16 protein-coding genes and 1 pseudogene are annotated in these 19,000 nt (G+C 70.2%); 6 read left to right on the top strand and 11 right to left on the bottom strand.

Annotated features, from left to right (window positions below; all coding sequences use genetic code 11):
- The 3 genes and pseudogenes from E5198_RS15830 to E5198_RS15840 form a co-directional block, all read right to left on the bottom strand.
- Positions 1-218: pseudogene (locus E5198_RS15830) on the bottom strand (acetyl-CoA carboxylase biotin carboxyl carrier protein); the annotation flags it as partial.
- A 22-nt stretch (positions 219-240) separates the two neighbouring features.
- Positions 241-684 carry a type II 3-dehydroquinate dehydratase gene (gene aroQ, locus E5198_RS15835; protein ID WP_136490963.1) on the bottom strand — a complete coding sequence of 148 codons (444 nt, stop codon included), beginning with the start codon at positions 682-684 and terminating at the stop codon, positions 241-243.
- Positions 685-816: 132 nt separating this feature from the next.
- Positions 817-2,631, bottom strand: a complete 1,815-nt coding sequence (locus E5198_RS15840) for a protein-disulfide reductase DsbD (protein ID WP_136490964.1) — start codon at positions 2,629-2,631, stop codon at positions 817-819.
- A gap of 181 nt (positions 2,632-2,812) precedes the next feature.
- On the opposite strand from E5198_RS15840, the gene E5198_RS15845 reads away from it, so the two are divergent.
- From E5198_RS15845 to speA, 3 genes are all read left to right on the top strand, one after another.
- The gene (locus E5198_RS15845) at positions 2,813-3,862 is read left to right on the top strand and encodes a DUF2333 family protein (RefSeq protein WP_136490965.1); all 1,050 of its coding nucleotides are present in this window, start codon (positions 2,813-2,815) and stop codon (positions 3,860-3,862) included.
- Positions 3,863-3,872: 10 nt separating this feature from the next.
- Positions 3,873-4,244, top strand: coding sequence for a translation initiation factor Sui1 (locus E5198_RS15850; RefSeq protein ID WP_136490966.1), 372 nt, complete (start codon positions 3,873-3,875; stop codon positions 4,242-4,244).
- Positions 4,245-4,325: 81 nt separating this feature from the next.
- Complete coding sequence (speA, locus tag E5198_RS15855) at positions 4,326-6,236, top strand: arginine decarboxylase (protein ID WP_136490967.1); 1,911 nt, start codon at positions 4,326-4,328, stop codon at positions 6,234-6,236.
- Positions 6,237-6,337: 101 nt separating this feature from the next.
- Here the strand turns inward: speA and E5198_RS15860 are convergent, their stop codons facing one another.
- The 3 genes from E5198_RS15860 to E5198_RS15870 form a co-directional block, all read right to left on the bottom strand.
- Positions 6,338-6,973: a hypothetical protein gene (locus E5198_RS15860; protein ID WP_136490968.1), complete on the bottom strand. Its 636-nt coding sequence runs from the start codon at positions 6,971-6,973 to the stop codon at positions 6,338-6,340.
- 235 nt (positions 6,974-7,208) lie between these two features.
- Positions 7,209-9,047: a dihydroxy-acid dehydratase gene (ilvD, locus tag E5198_RS15865; protein WP_136490969.1), complete on the bottom strand. Its 1,839-nt coding sequence runs from the start codon at positions 9,045-9,047 to the stop codon at positions 7,209-7,211.
- Positions 9,048-9,167: 120 nt separating this feature from the next.
- Positions 9,168-10,361, bottom strand: a complete 1,194-nt coding sequence (locus tag E5198_RS15870; RefSeq protein ID WP_136490970.1) for a class I SAM-dependent rRNA methyltransferase — start codon at positions 10,359-10,361, stop codon at positions 9,168-9,170.
- Positions 10,362-10,494: 133 nt separating this feature from the next.
- Here E5198_RS15870 and mutM point away from each other — a divergent pair, with 133 nt between their 5' ends.
- The 3 genes from mutM to E5198_RS15885 all read left to right on the top strand — a co-directional run bounded on the left by mutM (position 10,495) and on the right by E5198_RS15885 (position 13,802).
- The gene (mutM, locus tag E5198_RS15875) at positions 10,495-11,307 is read left to right on the top strand and encodes a bifunctional DNA-formamidopyrimidine glycosylase/DNA-(apurinic or apyrimidinic site) lyase (RefSeq protein ID WP_136490971.1); all 813 of its coding nucleotides are present in this window, start codon (positions 10,495-10,497) and stop codon (positions 11,305-11,307) included.
- A gap of 107 nt (positions 11,308-11,414) precedes the next feature.
- Complete coding sequence (locus tag E5198_RS15880; RefSeq protein ID WP_136490972.1) at positions 11,415-11,765, top strand: multidrug transporter; 351 nt, start codon at positions 11,415-11,417, stop codon at positions 11,763-11,765.
- Positions 11,766-11,933: 168 nt separating this feature from the next.
- A complete protein-coding gene (locus E5198_RS15885; RefSeq protein ID WP_256659169.1) occupies positions 11,934-13,802 on the top strand; it encodes a Na/Pi cotransporter family protein in 1,869 nt (622 codons plus the stop codon).
- Positions 13,803-13,851: 49 nt separating this feature from the next.
- Here the strand turns inward: E5198_RS15885 and E5198_RS15890 are convergent, their stop codons facing one another.
- From E5198_RS15890 to E5198_RS15910, 5 genes are all read right to left on the bottom strand, one after another.
- Positions 13,852-14,103 (bottom strand): YfhL family 4Fe-4S dicluster ferredoxin, encoded by a 252-nt coding sequence (locus E5198_RS15890; RefSeq protein ID WP_136490974.1) that lies wholly within the window; start codon positions 14,101-14,103, stop codon positions 13,852-13,854.
- 74 nt (positions 14,104-14,177) lie between these two features.
- Positions 14,178-14,657 carry a pantetheine-phosphate adenylyltransferase gene (gene coaD, locus E5198_RS15895; RefSeq protein ID WP_136490975.1) on the bottom strand — a complete coding sequence of 160 codons (480 nt, stop codon included), beginning with the start codon at positions 14,655-14,657 and terminating at the stop codon, positions 14,178-14,180.
- Positions 14,658-14,742: 85 nt separating this feature from the next.
- Positions 14,743-17,544, bottom strand: coding sequence for a diguanylate cyclase (locus tag E5198_RS15900; RefSeq protein ID WP_136490976.1), 2,802 nt, complete (start codon positions 17,542-17,544; stop codon positions 14,743-14,745).
- Positions 17,545-17,687: 143 nt separating this feature from the next.
- Positions 17,688-18,311, bottom strand: coding sequence for a 16S rRNA (guanine(966)-N(2))-methyltransferase RsmD (rsmD, locus tag E5198_RS15905; protein ID WP_136490977.1), 624 nt, complete (start codon positions 18,309-18,311; stop codon positions 17,688-17,690).
- Positions 18,311-19,000 (bottom strand): pitrilysin family protein (locus E5198_RS15910; protein ID WP_136490978.1); only part of this gene is annotated, 690 nt, incomplete at its 5' end. The genes E5198_RS15910 and rsmD, both read right to left, overlap by 1 nt.

Here is a 19,000-nt window from a genome sequence, read left to right on the forward strand (position 1 = left end):
GGGGCGGCCGGAGCGGCGGCAGCGGCCGGAGCGGCCGCCGGGGCGGCGACCGGAGCCGGGGCCGGAGCGGCGGCGTAGACCGGCTGGGCGGCGTACTGCGGCTGCTTGTTGCTGTGGCGGCTGATGCGCACGGACTCTTCGCCTTCGCAGATTTCCAGCTCGTCGATACCGGACTCTTCCAGCAGCTCGATCAGTTTCTTGACTTTACGAATGTCCATCAGGGGCACTCCAGAAATGTGGTCAGGGTCGTTGCAGTTGTTCGATGGCGGCTTCGAGGGCCAGGCGGTAGCCGCTGGCGCCGAGGCCGCAGATCACCCCCACCGCCACGTCCGAGAAGTAGGAGTGGTGGCGGAAGGGTTCACGTTTGTGCACGTTCGACAGGTGAACTTCGATGAATGGGATGCTCACCGCCAGCAATGCGTCACGCAATGCGACGCTGGTATGGGTGAAAGCCGCCGGATTGATGATGATGAAGTCGATGCCCTCGCCGCGCGCGGCATGGATGCGCTCGATCAGCTCGTACTCGGCGTTGCTCTGCAGGTGCAGCAGGTGGTGGCCGGCGGCGCGGGCGCGCGCCTCCAGGTCGGCATCGATGTCGGCGAGGGTGGTGGCGCCGTAGACGCCCGGCTCGCGGGTGCCCAGCAGGTTCAGGTTGGGGCCGTGCAGCACCAGGAAGGTGGCCATGCGTGCAGTCCTGTCAGCGATGGGGGCAGAAAAGTTGCGGGAATATGCCGGAAAAACCGGGCGACTGTCCAGCGCCGCGGTTTTTTGCCGTAGATGGCCGCAAGATGGCTGACGATGGCCGGAATCGGCCGGTCAGAAGCGCGCTGCGGCCTGTTCCAGACGGGCGGCGAAGGCGGCGGCGTCGATTTCGCCGACCACCCGCAGGTCCTGCCACTCGCTGCCGTCGGCGGCGAACAGCAGGATGGCCGGCGGGCCGAACAGCCGGTAGCGGTCGAGCAGGGCGCGCTGCTCGGGGCGGCTTTCGGTGATGTCGAAGCGCACCAGCTGCCAGGCGGCCAGCTGCGGGGCGACGGCCGGCGCCTCGAGCACCTCGCGCTCGATCACCTTGCAGCTGATGCACCAGTCGGCGTACCAGTCGAGCAGCAGCGGCCGGCCGGCGGCTTTCGCCGCGGCGAAGGCGGCGTCCAGTTCGGCGGGCGTGCTGACGGTCTGCCAGCCGGCGTGGGCGGCCGGGGCGGCAGACGGACCGGCCAGCGCCGGACGGCCGAGCGGGCGCAGCGGGTCGCTCTCACCGCGCAGCGCGCCGACCCAGGCGGTCAGCGCGTAGACCAGCAGCAGCAGGCCGAACAGCTGGGTGACGCGCTGGCGGTGGGTCTTGGGCACCATTTCCAGGGCGCCGAGATTGAGCGCCACGCCGCCGGCCAGCAGGCCCCACAGCGCCAGGCTGAGCTGGCCGGGCAGCACGCGCTCGAGCAGCCAGATCGCCACGGCCAGCAGCAGCACGCCGAAGGCGTTGCGCACGCTGGTCATCCATACCCCTGAGCGCGGCAGCAGGGCGCCGCCGCCCACGGCGAACAGCACCAGCGGCGCGCCCATGCCCAGGCCCAGGGCGAACAGCTTGAGGCCGCCGCCGAGGGCGTCGCCGCTGGCGCTGATGTACAGCAGGGCGCCGGCCAGCGGCGCGGAGACGCAGGGCGACACCAGCAGGCTGGAGAACACGCCGAGCAGCGCCGCGCCGAGAATCGAGCCGCCGCGCGCGTGGCCGGCCATGCGGTCGAGCGGCTCGCGGACGAAGGCCGGCAGGCGCAGCTCGTAGACGCCGAACATGGCCAGCGCGAAGGCGGCGAAGAACAGCGCGAAGGGTGCCAGCACCCAGGGCGACTGCAGGCGCGCCTGCAGGTTGAGCTCGGCGCCGAACAGCCCCATCAGTGCGCCGAGCACGGCGAAGCAGGCGGCCATCGGCAGCACGTAGGCCAGCGACAGCACCAGCCCGCGCATGCCGCCGACCTGGCCGCGCAGCACCACCCCGGAGAGGATCGGCAGCATCGGCAGCACGCAGGGGGTGAAGGTCAGGCCGAGGCCGGCGAGGAAGAACAGCGCCAGCTCGCGCCAGTTCCAGACGGCCGGCGCGGCGCCCGCCGCAGCCACACCGGCAGCGGCGGTGGTCGCCGGCACGCTGGCGGCGTTCGCGGCGCCGCCGATCTGCAGGGTCGCAGTTTCCGGCGGGTAGCACAGGCCCTGGTCGGCGCAGCCCTGGTAGGTGACGCGCAGGGTGAAGGGCTGGCCGGACGGATTGGCCAGCGGCAGCTCGACGTCGGTCACCCCGTAGTACACCTCGACGTCGCCGAAGTACTCGTCGTGCTTGGCCTGGCCCGCCGGCAGCTGTGCCTCGCCGGCGAGCAGGCCGGCCGGCTCGCTGCGGAACTGGAAGCGGTGGCGGTACAGGTAGTAGCCCTCGGCATTGACGAAGCGCAGCTTCACCCGCCGGTCATCGCTCTCCACCAGACTGAGGCGGAAGGCCTCGGCTACCGGCAGGAAGTCGCTGCTGTTGTTCAGCGGTGCGCTCAGCGGCGCGCCGCCCAGCACGGGGGCGGGGCGGGCGTCGAACAGGCCGGCGCTGGCGGGCAGGGTGAACAGCAGCAGGAGCAGGAGCAGCAGACGAGGCATCACGGTCTCTCGTTCGGGGACGCCGGCATGATAGCGGAAAGGGGCTGCGGCGGGACTGCGGCAGATGGCCGTGCTTTTCTGCCGACGTGCGGCGCGGCCATGCTTTATAGTGCAAGGCAATCTGCGGCCCCGCGAGCGGGTCGCCGGCGCAAATCGTTTCTCGGGGAGTAAGGACCAAGCCATGCTGGACTGGAAGAACAAGGTCGGCGCCATGCGCGACAGCGTCGACGATTCGGTGGAGGGCGCGCGCAGCTACTTCGGCGGCATCTGGGCCAGCCGCGCGGTCGGCGGCGTGCTCGGCGTCTACCTGCTCGGCGCCCTGGTGGTGGGCTGGTACTGGAGCCTCGAGCCCGACCTGCTGCCGGTGCAGCAGCAGGCGCAGGCCGCGGCGGAGAAGGCCCAGGTACAGCTGGTGCCCGGCTTCACCACGGTGGAGACCCTGAAGAACGTGACCGGCGTGCTGCTCGACAAGCCGGGTGGCTACCTGTCCAACGACGTCGCGCCGCCCGGCCTGTGGCTGGACAACATGCCCAACTGGGAATACGGCGTGCTGGTGCAGGTGCGCGACCTGGCCCGCGCCCTGCGCAAGGACTTCGCCCGCTCGCAGTCGCAGTCCACCGAGGACGCCGACCTGGCCAAGGCCGAGCCGAAGCTGCACTTCGACAGCAACAGCTGGGCGCTGCCGGCCAGCGAGCAGGAATACCGCGACGCCATCCGTTCGCTGACCCGCTTCCAGAAGCGCCTGTCCGATCCGGCGCAGACCCAGGCGCAGTTCTATGCCCGCGCCGACAACCTGCGCAACTGGCTGACCGACGTCGAGACCCGCCTCGGCTCGTTGTCGCAGCGGCTGTCCGCCAGCGTCGGCCAGATGCGCCTGAACACCGACGTCAGCGGCGCCATCCCCGCCGGCAGCGAGGAAATCGTCAAGACTCCCTGGCTGCAGATCGACAACGTGTTCTACGAGGCGCGCGGTCAGGCCTGGGCGCTGTCGCACTTCCTGCGCGCCATCGAGGTCGACTTCGCCGACGTGCTGGCCAAGAAGAACGCCACGGTCAGCGTGCGGCAGATCATCCGCGAGCTGGAGGCGGCCCAGGAGCCGCTGTGGAGCCCGATGGTGCTCAACGGCGACGGCTTCGGCGTGCTGGCCAACCACTCGCTGGTGATGGCCAACTACATCTCGCGCGCCAACGCGGCGATCATCGACCTGCGCCAGCTGCTCGAGCAGGGTTGAGGGGGCCGGCGTGAGCAAGAAGATGTCCTCCTTCGCCGCCCTCGGCGGCCTGGTCTACTCCACCGACGCCGGCCGCCACTGCCCGGACTGCGGCCAGCCGGTGGCCGGGTGCATCTGCGGCCAGCCGCAGGTCCCGGCCGGCGACGGCATCGCCCGGGTGCGCCGCGAGAGCAAGGGGCGCGGCGGCAAGACGGTGACCACCATCAGCGGCGTGCCGCTGGCCGGCGAGCCGCTCAAGGAGCTGGCCAGCGCGCTGAAGAAGCGCTGCGGCACCGGCGGCGCGCTCAAGGACGGGGTGATCGAGATCCAGGGCGAGCACGTCGAGCTGTTGATCGCCGAGCTGGAGAAGCGCGGCTTCAAGGCGAAGAAATCTGGCGGCTGAGCGCCGCCCCGCGCCCGCTCGGCGGGCGCCATCTTTCCAGCGCGGCCGGTGTGCCGGTCGCCAGCACAGGGAGAACCGCGCATGGCCCGAGCCCCCCGCAAGGACAACGAGAGCCCCTGGAGCGTCGCCGACAGCCGCCGCGTCTACGGCATCCGCCACTGGGGCGCCGGCTACTACGCGATCAGCGACGCCGGCACCGTCGAGGTGCGCCCGCAGGGCCCCGACGGTGCGCCCATCGACCTGCACGCGCTGGTCGGCCAGCTGCGCGCCTCCGGCCTGTCGCTGCCGCTGCTGGTGCGCTTCCCCGGCATCCTCCAGGACCGCGTGCGCCAGCTCACCGGCGCCTTCGACGCCAGCATCGCCCGCCAGGGCTATCAGAACTGCTACACCGCGCTGTACCCGATCAAGGTCAACCAGCAGGAGGCGGTGGTGGAGAACATCATCGCCACCGACGACGTCGCCATCGGCCTGGAGGCCGGCTCCAAGCCGGAGCTGATGGCGGTGCTGGCGCTGGCGCCCAGGGGCGGCACCATCGTCTGCAACGGCTACAAGGACCGCGAGTTCATCCACCTGGCGCTGATCGGCCAGAAGCTCGGCCACAACCTGTTCGTGGTGATCGAGAAGGAGTCCGAGGTGGCGCTGCTGATCGAGGAGGCCGCCGCCCTCGGCGTGCAGCCGCAGATCGGCCTGCGCGTGCGGCTGTCCTCGCTGGCCTCGAGCAAGTGGGCCGACACCGGCGGCGAGAAGTCCAAGTTCGGCCTGTCCGCCGCGCAGATCCTGCGGGTGGTCGAGCGCCTGCGCGCGGCGGGGCTCGACCAGGGCATCCGTCTGCTGCACTTCCACATGGGCTCGCAGATCGCCAACCTGGCCGACTACCGCAAGGGCTTCCGCGAGGCGATCCGCTACTACGGCGAGCTGCGCGGCCTCGGCCTGCCGGTCGACCACGTCGACGTCGGCGGCGGCCTGGGCGTCGACTACGACGGCACCCACTCGCGCAACGCCAGCTCGATCAACTACGACATGGCCGACTACGCCGCCACCGTGGTCGACATGCTCCGCGAGTTCTGCGACCGCCAGGAGCTGCCGCATCCGCACATCTTCTCCGAAAGCGGCCGGGCGATGACCGCCCACCACGCGGTGCTGGTGGTGCAGGTCACCGACGTCGAGCGCCACGACGACAGCGCGCCGCAGTTCGATCCGGCGGCCGAGCGCCCGGAGACCCTGCAGGCGCTGTTCGACCTGCTCGACGACAGCGACCCGGAGATGGTCGCCGAGAGCTACTGGCGCGCCACCCACCTGATCGGCGAGGTGGCCGGGCAGTACTCGGCCGGCAAGCTCGGCCTGCGCGACAAGGCGCTGGCCGAGCAGTGCTACTTCGCCATCTGCCGGCGCCTGTACGACCAGCTGCAGGCGCGCCAGCGCTCGCACCGCCAGCTGATCGACGAGCTCAACGACAAGCTGGCCGACAAGTACATCTGCAACTTCTCGGTGTTCCAGAGCCTGCCCGACACCTGGGCCATCGAGCAGATCCTGCCGATCGCGCCGCTGCAGCGCCTCGACGAGCAGCCGACCCGTCGTGCCGTGCTGCAGGACCTGACCTGCGACTCCGACGGCAAGATCCGCCAGTACGTCGACGAGCAGAGCATCGAGACCAGCCTGCCGGTGCATGCGCTGCGCGAGGGCGAGGACTACCTGCTCGGCGTGTTCCTGGTCGGCGCCTACCAGGAGATCCTCGGCGACATGCACAACCTGTTCGGCGACACCGACTCGGTGAACGTCTACCAGCGCCCGGACGGCAGCGTGTTCCACGCCGGCATCGAGACCCACGACACCATCGAGGACCTGCTGCGCTACGTGCACCTGGAGCCGGCCGAGCTGATGTCGCTGTACCGCGAGAAGGTCGCCGTGGCCAGCCTGTCCGCCGCCGAGCGCGCACGCTTCCTCGACGCCCTGCGCCTGGGGCTGACCCGCTCGTCGTACCTGGCGCCCTGAGCGGGCACGCCTGCGCCGCGTCCTGGCCGGCGCTGCCGGCGCGAAGGTGCACGGCCGATTGCACACGGGGCGCCAGCGGCGCCCCGTGCACGACGCGAGACTCAGAACTTGTCGGGGAACTGCTTGACCAACGCACCGGCCAGCGCGTCGGCGATGCCGAGGATGTGTTCGCGCATGGCGTGCCAGGTCTTCGCTTCGCCGGCGTAGTCCATCTTGGCGAACTGGTCGATCTGCGCGATGTGGTGCCCGCCATGGGCGCTGAGCAGCGTCACCAGGGTGTCCTCCGGCAGATAGGGGTTGGCCTTGGCCAGGAAGGCGGCGATGGCCTTGGCGTTGCTGACCAGGGTATCCGTGGCCGCCTTCTGCTTGGCCGCATCCTTGGCCACGCTGGCGTCGCTGTACTCCTTGATCGCCCCCCAGTGGCCGGCCAGCAGCTTGAGCATCTGCTCAGCGGCCGGTTGGCCGTATAGCGGTTGCAGGCTGTTGGCGATTGCCGTGGCGTTGGCCACCACTTCCTTGGTGGCGGTCTCGGCTTGGGCGGGCTTGCCATTCTGGTTGGCCAGCGCGTAGTTCCTTACCCAGAAGATGTGCTCGACCCACAGGTCGCGCAGAGCCAGGCGGGTGGTCAGGGCGGCGTTCGGCTGTTCGGCCTGGGCGGCAGCAGGAGCCGCCGTGGCTTGATTCCAGGCCAGCGGTGCGCAGAGCGCCAGCAGCAGGGCCAGGGTGCGGATGAGCATGTCGGTACCCTCACGTGATGGATGGTCCCCCGCTCACTAGTGAAGGTCGAAACCGGGCAAAGGCCAATCCGTCGGACGGACGGCGCTGGCAGGTTGTAGAGTAGCGACGAGCGCAGGTCTTTTCATGGCGTGGGCGCGCCGGGAGTGGTGGAAAATCGCGCCGCGAGTTTTCCGCTGGCGGAAAAGCAGACGCCCCGCAATTGCGGGGCGTCTGTCGTTCGGGCAGCGGAAGGGATCAGTCCTCGAGCAGCGCCTTGTTGCGCACCGCGCCCTTGTCGGCGCTGGTGGCGAGCAGGGCGTAGGCCTTCAGTGCGGTGCTGACCTTGCGCGCGCGCGGTGCGGCCGGCTTCCAGCCCTTGTGGTCCTGGTGCAGGCGGCGGGCCTTGAGCTCGTCGTCGCCGACCAGCAGGCTGATGCTGCGGTTGGGGATGTCGATGAGGATCTTGTCGCCTTCCTCGACCAGGCCGATGGCGCCACCGGAAGCGGCTTCCGGCGAGACGTGGCCGATCGACAGGCCCGAGGTGCCGCCGGAGAAGCGGCCGTCGGTGAGCAGGGCGCACTGCTTGCCCAGGCCCTTGGACTTCAGGTACGAGGTCGGGTAGAGCATTTCCTGCATGCCCGGACCGCCCTTCGGGCCTTCGTAGCGGATCACCACGATGTCGCCCGGCTTGATCTCGTCGGCGAGGATGCCCTTCACCGCGGCGTCCTGGCTCTCGTAGATGCGCGCGGTGCCCTCGAACACATGGATGGATTCGTCGACGCCGGCGGTCTTCACCACGCAGCCGTCCAGGGCGATGTTGCCGTACAGCACGGCCAGGCCGCCTTCCTGGGAGTAGGCGTTCGCCACGCTGCGGATGCAGCCCTCGAAGCGGTCGGTGTCCAGGCTCGACCAGCGGGTGCTCTGGCTGAACGCGGTCTGGCTGGGGATGCCGGCCGGGCCCGCCTTGAAGAAGGTGTGCACGGCCTCGTCGTCGGTCTGGGTGATGTCCCAGGCGGCGATGGCGTCGGCCATGGTCGGGCTGTGCACGGTCGGCACGTCGGTGTGCAGCAGGCCGCCGCGGGCCAGCTCACCGAGGATGCTGATGATGCCGCCGGCGCGGTGCACGTCTTCCATGTGGTACTTCTGGATGTTCGGCGCGACCTTGCACAGCTGCGGCACGCGACGCGACAGCTGGTCGATGTGGCGCAGGTTGAAGTCGACCTCGGCCTCCTGGGCGGCGGCCAAGAGGTGCAGGATGGTGTTGGTCGAGCCGCCCATGGCGATGTCCAGGGTCATGGCGTTCTCGAACGCCTTGAAGCTGGCGATCGAGCGCGGCAGCACCGACTCGTCGCCCTCGCCGTAGTAGCGCTGGCACAGCTCGACGATCAGGCGGCCGGCGCGCAGGAACAACTGCTCGCGGTCGGCGTGGGTGGCCAGGGTGGTGCCGTTGCCCGGCAGGGAGAGGCCGAGGGCCTCGGTCAGGCAGTTCATCGAGTTGGCGGTGAACATGCCCGAGCAGCTGCCGCAGGTCGGGCAGGCGCTGCGCTCGTACTCGGCGACGGTCTCGTCGGAGCAGGAGTCGTCGGCGGCGGCGACCATGGCGTCGACCAGGTCGAGGCCGTGGCTGGCCAGCTTGGTCTTGCCGGCCTCCATCGGGCCGCCGGAGACGAACACCACCGGGATGTTCAGGCGCAGGGCGGCCATCAGCATGCCGGGGGTGATCTTGTCGCAGTTGGAGATGCACACCAGGGCGTCGGCGCAGTGGGCGTTGACCATGTACTCGACGGAGTCGGCGATGATCTCGCGGCTCGGCAGCGAATAGAGCATGCCGTCGTGGCCCATGGCGATGCCGTCGTCGACGGCGATGGTGTCGAATTCCTTGGCCACGCCGCCGGCCTTCTCGATCTCGCGGGCGACCAGCTGGCCCAGATCCTTCAGGTGCACGTGGCCGGGCACGAACTGGGTGAAGGAGTTGGCGACGGCGATGATCGGCTTCTTGAAGTCCTCGTCCTTCATCCCGGTGGCGCGCCACAGCGCGCGGGCGCCGGCCATGTTGCGGCCGAAGGTGGAGGTTTTCGAGCGATAGTCAGGCATGGCGGGTTCCCGGAATGCAGGCGGATACTGAGCTTTCCAGAATACCAGCGATTGGCGGGCGGGTGCAGCGGGAGGGACAGGCGTGGTGCGCCAGGCGCACCACGTGTCGGGAGCACTGCCTCAGTTGGGCAGGATGCGGCAGGTCAGGCTCTTGATGTAGCGGGTCTCGTTGATCGCCGGATGCACCGGATGGTCCGGGCCCTGGCCGCCGCGCTCGAGCAGCTGGATGTGGCGGTCGAGGTGGCGGGCGCTCTGCAGCAGGATGTTCTGCAGGTCGTCCTCGGGCAGGTGCATCGAGCAGCTGGCGCTGACCAGGATGCCGTCCTTGCTGAGCAGGCGCATGGCCTGTTCGTTGAGGCGGCGGTAGGCGGCCTCGCCGTTCTTCAGGTCCTTCTTGCGCTTGATGAAGGCGGGCGGGTCGGCGACGATCACGTCGAAGCGCTCCTCGGCGGCCTTCAGCTCCTTGAGCGCCTCGAACACGTCGCCCTCGACGCAGGCCATCTTCTCGCCCACGCCGTTGAGCGCGGCGTTGCGCTCGACGCCGTCCAGCGCCAGCGCCGAGCCGTCCACGCACATCACCTCGGAGGCGCCGAACACCGCGGCCTGCACGCCCCAGCCGCCGACGTAGCTGAACAGGTCGAGCACGCGCTTGCCCTTGACGTAGGGCGCCAGGCGCGCGCGGTTGAGGCGGTGATCGTAGAACCAGCCGGTCTTCTGGCCGCCCTGCACCGGCGCCTCGAACTTCACGCCGTTCTCCTCCAGGGCCACCCACTCCGGCATCACGCCGAAGGCGGTTTCCACGTAGCGTTGCAGGCCCTCGGCGTCGCGGGCGCTGGAGTCGTTCTTGAACAGGATGCCGGCCGGCTTGAGCACCTGCACCAGCGCCTCGACCACGGCGTCCTTGTGGCGCTCCATGGTCGCCGAGGCCAGCTGTACCACCAGGTGGTCGCCGAAGCGGTCGACCACCAGGCCCGGCAGCAGGTCGGAGTCGCCGTACACCAGGCGGTAGCAGGGGGCGTCGAACAGGCGCTCGCGCAGGGACAGGGCGACGTTGATGCGGTGCACCAGCAGCGACTTGTCCAGCACGTGCTTGGTGTCGCGGGAGATCAGCCGGGCGCAGATCAGGTTCTGCGGGCTGATCGCGACTATGCCCAGCGGCTTGCCGCCCGCCATCTCGAGGATGGCCTGGTCGCCCGGCTGGAACAGGCTGAGCGGGGTGGCCGCCACGTCCACCTCGTTGCTGTAGACCCACAGGTGGCCGGCGCGCAGGCGGCGCTCGGCGTTGGCTTTCAGTCGCAGGCTGGGCAGGGACATGGGGCACTCTCGCAAAAAGCGCGGAGTATAGCGGAAGGCAGGGCTTCAGGCGCCTGCCGGCGGGCGCGCGAGGGTGAGCGGGGCCGGCAATCCTGCTATGTTGGCGCCCCCTGTTTTGCCCGTGTCAGCCGCCATGCCCGAACTGCCCGAAGTCGAAACCACCCGCCGCGGTATCGCCCCGCATCTGGAGGGCCACCGCGTGACCCGCGTGATCGTCCGCGAGCGCCGCCTGCGCTGGCCGATCCCCGAGGATCTCGACGTGCGCCTGTCCGGCCAGCGCATCGAGCGGGTCGGCCGGCGCGCCAAGTACCTGCTGATCGAGGCCGAGTGCGGCACCCTGATCGGTCACTTGGGCATGTCCGGCAGCCTGCGCCTGATCGAGGCCGGCCTGCCGGCGGAAAAGCACGAGCACGTCGACATCGAACTGGATTCGGGCCTGGCGCTGCGCTACACCGACCCGCGGCGCTTCGGCGCGCTGCTGTGGAGCCTCGACCCGCTCAATCACGAGCTGCTGCGCAAGCTCGGCCCGGAGCCGCTGGGCGACGAGTTCGACGGCGAGCGCCTGTACCAGCTGTCGCGCGGCAAGCAGGTGGCGGTCAAGCCGTTCATCATGGACAACGCGGTGGTGGTCGGCGTCGGCAACATCTACGCGACCGAGGCGCTGTTCGCCGCCGGCATCGACCCGCGCCGCGCGGCCGGCTCGATCTCGCGGGCGCGCTACCTGAAGCTGGCGGAAGATATCAAGCGCATCCTCGCCCAGGCCATCGACTGCGGCGGCACCACCCTGCGCGATTTCGTCGGCGGCGACGGCAAGCCCGGCTACTTCCAGCAGACGCTGCTGGCCTATGGCCGCGGCGGCGAATTCTGCAAGGTCTGCGGCGCCACCCTGCGCGAGGTCAAGCTCGGCCAGCGTGCCAGCGTGTACTGTCCGCGCTGCCAGAGCTGAGCGCCGCTTGCGGTCCTGGTACGGGCGATTGACGGCGTTCACGCTGGCGCCGGACGATTGGCTGGTATAGTTATCCCCACGTGCAACGCGGCAAAAGGACCCTGCGCATGAAACTGTTCCGTTCCACCGCCCTAGGCCTGATCCTGACCACCGGACTGGCCGCCCTCCCGCTGTCCGCGTCGGCTACCCAGGACAATGTCAGCGGCGACCCGCACTACACCGTGGAGGCGCCCAAGGCCTTCTCCATGGTCGGCGACCTGCTGATCGCCCGTCCGCTGCTGATCGCCGGCACGGTGATCGGTGCGGGAGTCTTCGTGGTGACCCTGCCGTTCTCGGCGCTGGGCGGCAACGTCGAGGAAGCCGGCCAGGCGCTGGTGATCGAGCCGGGCCGCGAGGCCTTCGTGCGCTGCCTGGGCTGCACCAGCTCCTGGGCCGCGGACGAGCAGTACGCCCGCTAAGCTGGTCGCGGGCGCCTGCCGGGCGCCCGTTCGCTCTCCCCCCCGCCCCCTTTCCCCGCGCATTTCGGGCAGAATGCCCGACGGCCGCCATTGGCCGGTCTCGGGGCGCCTGCCGCCCCCCGTTCGCCGAGCATGCCGCCTTCGGCAAGCCGATTCCCGGGAGAAGCCTTGTCCATCAACAAGAACAACAAGCTCAACGCAGCCGCGCTGTGGCTGCTGGTGGCGGCGCTGGCCGTGTCGTTCTGGTTCAGCCCGGGGTGGACTCGCCTGGCCGGCGGCCTGGCGCTGTTCCTGTTCGGCATGCAGTGCCTGGAGGAAGGGCTGCGCCAGCTGGCCGGCAGCGAGCTGGAGCGCATCCTCGGCAAGGCCACCGACCGCGCCTGGAAAAGCCTCGGCTTCGGCATCTTCGCCACCGTCATGGTGCAGTCGAGCACCCTGGTGTCGCTGCTGGCCATCGCCTTCCTCGGCACCGGGCTGATCGGCCTGGCGGCCGGCCTGTGCATCGTCTTCGGCGCCAACCTGGGCACTACCAGCGGCATCTGGCTGCTGGCGATGATCGGACAGAGCGCCAGCCTCGGCAGCCTGGCCCTGCCGCTGGCGGTGTTCGGCATCCTGCTCGGTTTCAACGGGCCGAGATCCAGGGGTGCCGGGCGGGTGCTGCTGGGCGTGTGCTTCCTGTTCCTCGGCATCGACCTGATGAAGGGCGGCTTCAGCGATGCCACCGCCATGTTCGATCCGGCCCGCTTCAAGGTGGAGGGTGTGCTCGGCATCCTGCTGTTCACCGGCATTGGCGCGCTGGTCACCTCGGTGGTGCAGTCCAGCCACGCCAGCCTGATGCTGGTGCTGACCGCGCTGGCCTCGGGGCAGATCGACTCCAGCCAGGGCTTCGCCCTGGCCATCGGCACCAATGTCGGCGGCGTGCTGACCGCAGTCATCGGTTCGCTGGGCGGCGCCCGCGCCGGCCAGCGGCTGGCGCTGGCCAACGTGATCTTCAACTGGTCGCTCGCGCTGCTCGCCCTGCTGTTCCTGCAGCCGCTGACGGCGCTGGTACTGCTGCTGGCGGAGCGCCTGGGCTTCGCCGGCAATGCCCTGCTCGAGCTGGCGCTGTTCCACAGCCTGTTCAACGGCCTGGGCCTGCTGCTGTTCATACCCTGGCATGGCCGCCTGGCGCTCTGGCTGGAGCGCCTGCTGCCCGAGCCGGCCGAGCCGCACGTGCTGATCGCCGAGGTGGGCAACGGCCAGGCCCCGCAGGCGCTGCCGCAGACCCGCGCCCGCTATCTGGACGAGAACGCCCTGGGCTCGGCGGGGGCCGCGGTGCAGGCGGTGGCCCGCGAGCTGCAGCACCTGGCGCGCCTGAGTCTGGAGGTGATCTGCCACGCCCTGTACCTGCCGGTCGACCAGTTGAACAGCAGGCAGATCGACGACACGGTGTTGCGTAGTTCGGCGCAGATGGCCGGGCATGCGCTGGATGCCGAGCAGCTGTACCAGCGCCACATCAAGGGCGTGTATGCCGACCTGCTGAGCTACATGGGCCGCCTGGAGGCCAGCCTGGACGAAGCGCACAACCGCGCCTGGATCGCCAGCCAGCTGGTGGCGCTGCAGCTGGTGGATGCGGTGAAGGACGCCAAGCACCTGCAGAAGAACCTCAGCCGCCTGCTGGTCAACGGCGAGCCGGCGGTCAGCGCGGCCTACGCCGACCTGCGCCGCCACCTGCTCTGGGTGCTGCGCGAAATGCGCGCGATCAGCCTGCTGGACCTGCCGGCCGAGGCCCTGCGCTCGCGCCTGGATCTGTTCGACAGCCAGGCGGCGAGCTTCGACACAGCCTTCCGCGAGCGGCTGTTCGCCGCGGTGCGCGAGCAGCGCCTGGACGGCCTGCGTGCCAGTTCGCTGATGAACGACCTGGGCTACGCCAGCCGCATCGGCCAGAGCCTGCGCAACGTGCTGCTGCTCGGCCTCGGCGACGGCCGCGAGGTGATGCCGCAGCTGCCGTTCCGCAGCGAGAGCGACGAGCCGCTGATCCAGCTGGAGAGCAAATGAAAACGCCGGCCCACAGGGGCCGGCGTCGGTCGACAGCGGGGGCGGTGGATCAGGCCTTGCCGCTGATGATCAGGTACTTCTGCATCAGCTCGTCGCGGGTTTCCGCGTGGTTGGGGTCGAGCGGGATGCAGTCCACCGGGCAGACCTGCTGGCACTGCGGTTCGTCGTAGTGGCCGACGCATTCGGTGCACAGGTTGGGGTCGATCTCGTAGATCTCCTCCCCTTGGGAAATGGCGCCGTTCGGGCACTCCGGTTCGCAGACGTCGCAGTTGATGCAGTCGTCGGTGATCATAAGGGACATGGGGCAACTCCAGGAGCAGGTACAGTCAACGATCTTTATTGTGCCGCAAGCGCCGGCGCGCCGCACCCGCCGCGTCAGCCGGCGAAGCGCTCGCGCAGGGCCTGGGCGACCACCGGGTGGACGAACTTGCCGATGTCGCCGCCGAGCGCGGCGATTTCCCGCACCAGGGTCGAGGAGATGTAGGAGTACTGTTCCGAGGGGGTGAGGAACAGGCTCTCCACCTGCGGCGCCAGCTGGCGGTTCATGTTGGCCAGCTGGAACTCGTACTCGAAGTCCGACACCGCGCGCAGGCCGCGGATCAGGATGTTGGCCTGCTGCTGCTGGGCGAACTGGGCGAGCAGGTTGGAGAAGCCGATCACCCGCACGTTGGGTAGATGGGCGCTGACTGCCTCGGCCAGCTCGACGCGCTTGTCCAGGCTGAACAGCGGGTTCTTCTTCGGGCTGGCCGCCACGGCGATGATCACCTCGTCGAACAGCCGCGCGGCGCGCTCGAGCAGGTCGCTGTGACCTTTGGTGATGGGGTCGAAAGTGCCCGGGTAAAGCGCTCGGTTCATCCTGTTGTCCTGTTGGCAGGGAGCGTCGGAGGCCCGGATGGTAGCGCAGCGCCCACCGGGCGGCCAAGCCGAACCTGAAGCCGGCTCAGGCGGGGACCGCCTCGGCCTCGCTGCACACCCGGTTGCGACCGCCGTTCTTGGCCGCGTACAGCGCCTGGTCGGCGCGCTGCAGCAGGCTCTCGCGGCTGTCGCCGGGGCGCGCGCTGCTGACCCCGAAACTGGCGGTGACCCGGCCGACTTCGGCGAAGGGGCTGTCCTGCAGCAGCCGGCGCAGGCTCTCGGCCAGGTGGCTCGCCTGGTCGGCGTCGGTCTCCGGGCAGATGACGATGAACTCCTCGCCGCCCAGGCGGCAGAGGCTGTCGATGCGCCGCAGGCGCGCGCCGATGCGCCGGCACAGTTCCTGGAGCACGCGATCGCCGGCGTCGTGGCCGAAGCCGTCGTTGATCCGCTTGAAGTGGTCGATGTCCAGCATGATCAGGCTGAGCGGGCGCCGGGTGCGGCTGCGCCGTTCCAGCTCGCTGGCGAGCTGGTCGAGGAAGTAGCGACGGTTGTGGATGCCGGTCAGCGGGTCGGTGATGGTCAGGGTGCGCAGCTCTTCCTCCACCTGCTTGAGGCTGCTGATGTCGGTGATGAAACCGTGCCAGAGCACCGAACCGTCGGCCAGCGGCTCCGGCATCGCCTCGCCGCGCAGCCAGCGCTGGCCGCGCTGCGGCAGCTGCACGCGGTAGTCCTGCTGCCAGCGGGTCAGGGTCAGTGCCGACTGGCGGATCGAGTCGATGACCCGCTCGCGGTCCTCGGGGTGGATGCGCTGGATCGCCGGGCCGGCCTCGCTGCGTACCTCCTCCGGCGTGACCTCGTAGACCTCGCGGATGCCGGCGCTGGCGTAGGGGAAGCAGCCGCGCCCGTCGGGGTACAGACGGTACTGGTAGATGGTGCCGGGAATCTGCGCGCCGAGCTTCTCCAGCAGGCGGCTGCGCTCCTCCAGGGCCTGGCGGGTGCGCAGGCGCTCGCCGATGTCGAGGGCGATCAGCAGGTAGCCGCCGAGCTGGCCGTCGGCCTCTAGGATGGCCGACAGCATCAGGGTGACGTGCAGCGGCTCGCGGTTGCGGTGCAGCAGCACGGTGTCCAGCTCGCGGTGCTGGCGGGGTGCGAGCAGGGCGGCGAGCAGCGCCGGGGCGCTGTCGGGTACCTCCGCCAGGCCGGCGGCGGCGGCCAGTCGCGGGGCGTCGAGCAGCGGGTCGAGGAGCTGGCCGTGCAGGCTGCCGCGCTCGTGGCCCAGCAGGCGCTCGGCGCCGGCGTTGAAGGTGCGGATGCGGCCGTCGGCGGTGACGCCGATGATCGCCACCTGGGTGGCGGCCTCGAGCAGCCCCTGCAGGCGCGCGTGGCTCTGGCGCAGCTCCAGCTCCAGCGCCTTGCGTACCGAGATGTCGACGTGGGTGCCGATGATCCGTGCAGGCTGGCCGTCGGGCAGGCGCTCGACCACCTTGCCGCGCGCCAGCAGCCACAGCCAGCTGCCGTCCTTGCAGCGCAGGCGCTTCTCGCAGCGGTACATCGGCGTGCGCCCGGCCAGGTGCTCGTGCAGGGTCTGCTGGCAGCGCGCGGCGTCTTCCGGGTGCAGGCGGCCGCGCCATTCCTCGGGCGTGTCGCCGATCTCGTCCTCGGCGTGGCCGAGCAGGGACTTCCACATCGGCGAGAAGTAGATGCGGTCGCGGATCAGGTCCCAGTCCCACACCCCGTCGCCGATGCCGTCGAGGGCCAGGGTCCAGCGTTCCTCGCTGATGCGCAGCGCCTCGCGGCTTTCCTGCAGCTCGGTGGTGCGCCGCTCGACCAGCGCCAGGGCGCGCTGGCGCTGGCTGAGCAGGACGAACAGCAGGGTGCCGAGCAGCAGGCTGAGCGCCACGCCCGGCATGGCGACGCTCCAGACGGGCAGGAGCGGGTGCTGGGCCAGGAAGCTGGCGGTGGGACGGAGCAGCAGGCGGTAGTGGTGGCGCGCGGCGCGCAGGTCGCGGCTGGCCTGCAGCGCGCTGTCGGGCGCCGGGGTGCCCAAGCGGTACAGCGGTGCGCTGCCGGACTGGCCGAGGTCGTGCAGCTCCAGGGCCAGGTTGCTCAGGGTCTGTACGGTCTGCCCTTGCTCCAGCAGCTGGTGCAGGCTGATCGAGCTGAACAGTGCGCCGCGCAGCGGCGCTTCGTTCCGTCCGGCGTGCTGGAGGATGGCGGCGTCGCGTACCGGGGCGACCAGCAGCAGGCCGAGGCGGTCGCTTTCGGCGCCGCTGGTGAAGCGCAGGATGGCGCTGCGGCTGATGCGGTCGTCGCGCAGGGCCTGCTCCAGGGCTTCGCCGCGGGGGCCGGGCGAGGCCATGTCCTGGCCCAGCGGCAGATCGCTGACGCTGCGCGACAGGCTGAACAGCAGCGGGAGGTAGCGCTCGCGGGGCTGCAGCGGATGCAGCTGGCCGGCGGCATCGGCCTCGCGCAGCTGGAAGCGGCTGCCGACCTGGGTTTCGGCGCGGCGGGCGAAGGCTTCCAGCTGCTCCTCGCGCCGCTCGGCGTCGATCGGCAGCAGCGGCGCCCAGGACAGCACCAGATGGTCGTCCAGCAGCGGACGGACGAACTGCTCGAACTCGCTGCGGGTCACTTCGCCCGAGCTTTCGAAGAAGCGGCGCACGCTGTCGAGGTCGCGCTGGCGCACCTGCAGGCGTTCCTCCAGGCGGTTGAAGTGCTCCTCGGCCTGGTGCTCGAACTGCTGGCGGTGCAGGGCCTGACTGTCGTGCCACAGCTGGCGGGTGAGCAGCGCGGTCAGGGCCAGGCCGGTCAGGGTCAGCAGGCCGCACAGCAGCAGCTGGCAGCGGCGTTGGCAGCGGCCGGACGTGGCATCGCGGGGGGCGGGCATGGGGCTCCTTGTCCGCCGCGGGAGGGCAGGGAGGCGGGCGGACGACGGTGCCTAGGATACCGTTCGGCTTGTCGGTTTTGCAGCAGTGTGATGGGGTCGACAGTTTGCTGTGTGACGAAATCGACGGTTTTTCGCCGCGGGAGTCAGTCCGACGTCGCTGGCTGGCGCTGCCACAGGGCGTAGTGCACCTGGCCGGTGTGCTTCTCGCGGTGCAGGCGCCAGTTGCCCGGCAGGCCGAGGGTCGAGGGCGCGCTCTCGCTTTCCGTGTAGATCCAGGCGTCGGCCGCCAGCCAGCCGCGGCCCTCCAGCTGGGCGCAGGCGGGGGCGAGCAGGTCCCTGTGGAATGGCGGATCGAGGAACACCAGATCGAAGGGCTCGGTGCTCGCGCCCTGCAGGTGCTGCAGGGCATCGGCCTGGCGCACCTCGGCGTTGCCGGCGCGCAGCAGCTCGAGGTTGCCGCGCAGGGCGCTGGCGGCGGCCGGGTTGAGCTCCAGCGCCAGGCCGCGGCTGGCGCCGCGCGACAGGGCCTCCAGCAGCAGGGCGCCGCTGCCGGCGAAGGGGTCGAGCACGCGGGCGCCTTCCACGTAGGGCGCCAGCCAGTTGAACAGGGTCTCGCGCACGCGATCCGGCGTCGGCCGCAGGCCGGGAGCGTCGGGGAAGCTCAGGCGCCGCGAGCGCCACTCGCCGCCGATGATGCGCAGCTGGCCCTGCCCCTGGGGCTGGCTGGCGGAGGGCTTGCGGGCGGGCTTGGTGCTGGGACGGGCCATCAGTGCTCCGGTACGCCGGCATTCTGCGCGGCGGGACGTTCGACGGGAGGCGGCAGCGGCTGCTGCGCGACGGTGGGGCCGCTGGAGACCACCACAAAGGCATCGGCATCGAGGTGGCGGGCCATGGCCGCGCGCACCTGCTCCACGCTGAGCTGCTGCACCTGGTTCATGAAGTCTTCCAGCTGGGTGCTCGGCAGGTCGTAGAAGCCGATGGCGGCCAGTTGGCCGACGATGTCGGCGTTGCTGGCCGTGGACAGCGGGAAGCTGCCGGCCAGCTCGCGCTTGGCCTGCTTGAGTTCCTCCTCGGTCGGCCCCTGGGCGACGAAGTCGCGCACCAGCGAGCGCACCAGCTCGAGGGTGGCCTCGCTCAGTTCGGCACGGGTCTGCACGTTGATCATGAACGGCCCGGCCACCTGCATCGGGGTGAAGCCGGAGTAGATGCCGTAGGTCAGGCCGCGCTTCTCGCGCACCTCCTCCATCAGCCGGGTGCCGAAGCCGCCGCCGCCGAGGATCTGGTTGCCGACGTAGAGCGCGGCGTGGTCCGGGTTGCGGCGGTCGATGCCGAGCTGGGCGAGCATCAGGTGGGTCTGCTGCGAGGGGAACTCGATGTGCTGGCGCTTGGCCGCGGGCGCCGCGGGCGCGGGCGGCGGCGGCAGCGCCGGCCCCTTGGGCAGGGCGGCGGACAGCCG

This window comes from Pseudomonas sp. A-1 (assembly GCF_004801855.1).
Taxonomy (GTDB): Bacteria; Pseudomonadota; Gammaproteobacteria; order Pseudomonadales; family Pseudomonadaceae; genus Geopseudomonas.

Bases quoted from the DNA above. Each gene is read 5' to 3' on its own strand.
- E5198_RS15845 (WP_136490965.1), top strand. From the start codon at position 2,813: ATGCTGGACTGGAAGAACAAGGTCGGCGCCATGCGCGACAGCGTCGAC.
- mutM (WP_136490971.1), top strand. From the start codon at position 10,495: ATGCCCGAACTGCCCGAAGTCGAAACCACCCGCCGCGGTATCGCCCCG.
- rsmD (WP_136490977.1), bottom strand. From the start codon at position 18,311: ATGGCCCGTCCCAGCACCAAGCCCGCCCGCAAGCCCTCCGCCAGCCAG.
- E5198_RS15900 (WP_136490976.1), bottom strand. From the start codon at position 17,544: ATGCCCGCCCCCCGCGATGCCACGTCCGGCCGCTGCCAACGCCGCTGC.
- ilvD (WP_136490969.1), bottom strand. From the start codon at position 9,047: ATGCCTGACTATCGCTCGAAAACCTCCACCTTCGGCCGCAACATGGCC.
- E5198_RS15860 (WP_136490968.1), bottom strand. From the start codon at position 6,973: ATGCTCATCCGCACCCTGGCCCTGCTGCTGGCGCTCTGCGCACCGCTG.
- coaD (WP_136490975.1), bottom strand. From the start codon at position 14,657: ATGAACCGAGCGCTTTACCCGGGCACTTTCGACCCCATCACCAAAGGT.
- E5198_RS15870 (WP_136490970.1), bottom strand. From the start codon at position 10,361: ATGTCCCTGCCCAGCCTGCGACTGAAAGCCAACGCCGAGCGCCGCCTG.
- speA (WP_136490967.1), top strand. From the start codon at position 4,326: ATGGCCCGAGCCCCCCGCAAGGACAACGAGAGCCCCTGGAGCGTCGCC.
- E5198_RS15890 (WP_136490974.1), bottom strand. From the start codon at position 14,103: ATGTCCCTTATGATCACCGACGACTGCATCAACTGCGACGTCTGCGAA.
- E5198_RS15880 (WP_136490972.1), top strand. From the start codon at position 11,415: ATGAAACTGTTCCGTTCCACCGCCCTAGGCCTGATCCTGACCACCGGA.
- E5198_RS15840 (WP_136490964.1), bottom strand. From the start codon at position 2,631: ATGCCTCGTCTGCTGCTCCTGCTCCTGCTGCTGTTCACCCTGCCCGCC.
- aroQ (WP_136490963.1), bottom strand. From the start codon at position 684: ATGGCCACCTTCCTGGTGCTGCACGGCCCCAACCTGAACCTGCTGGGC.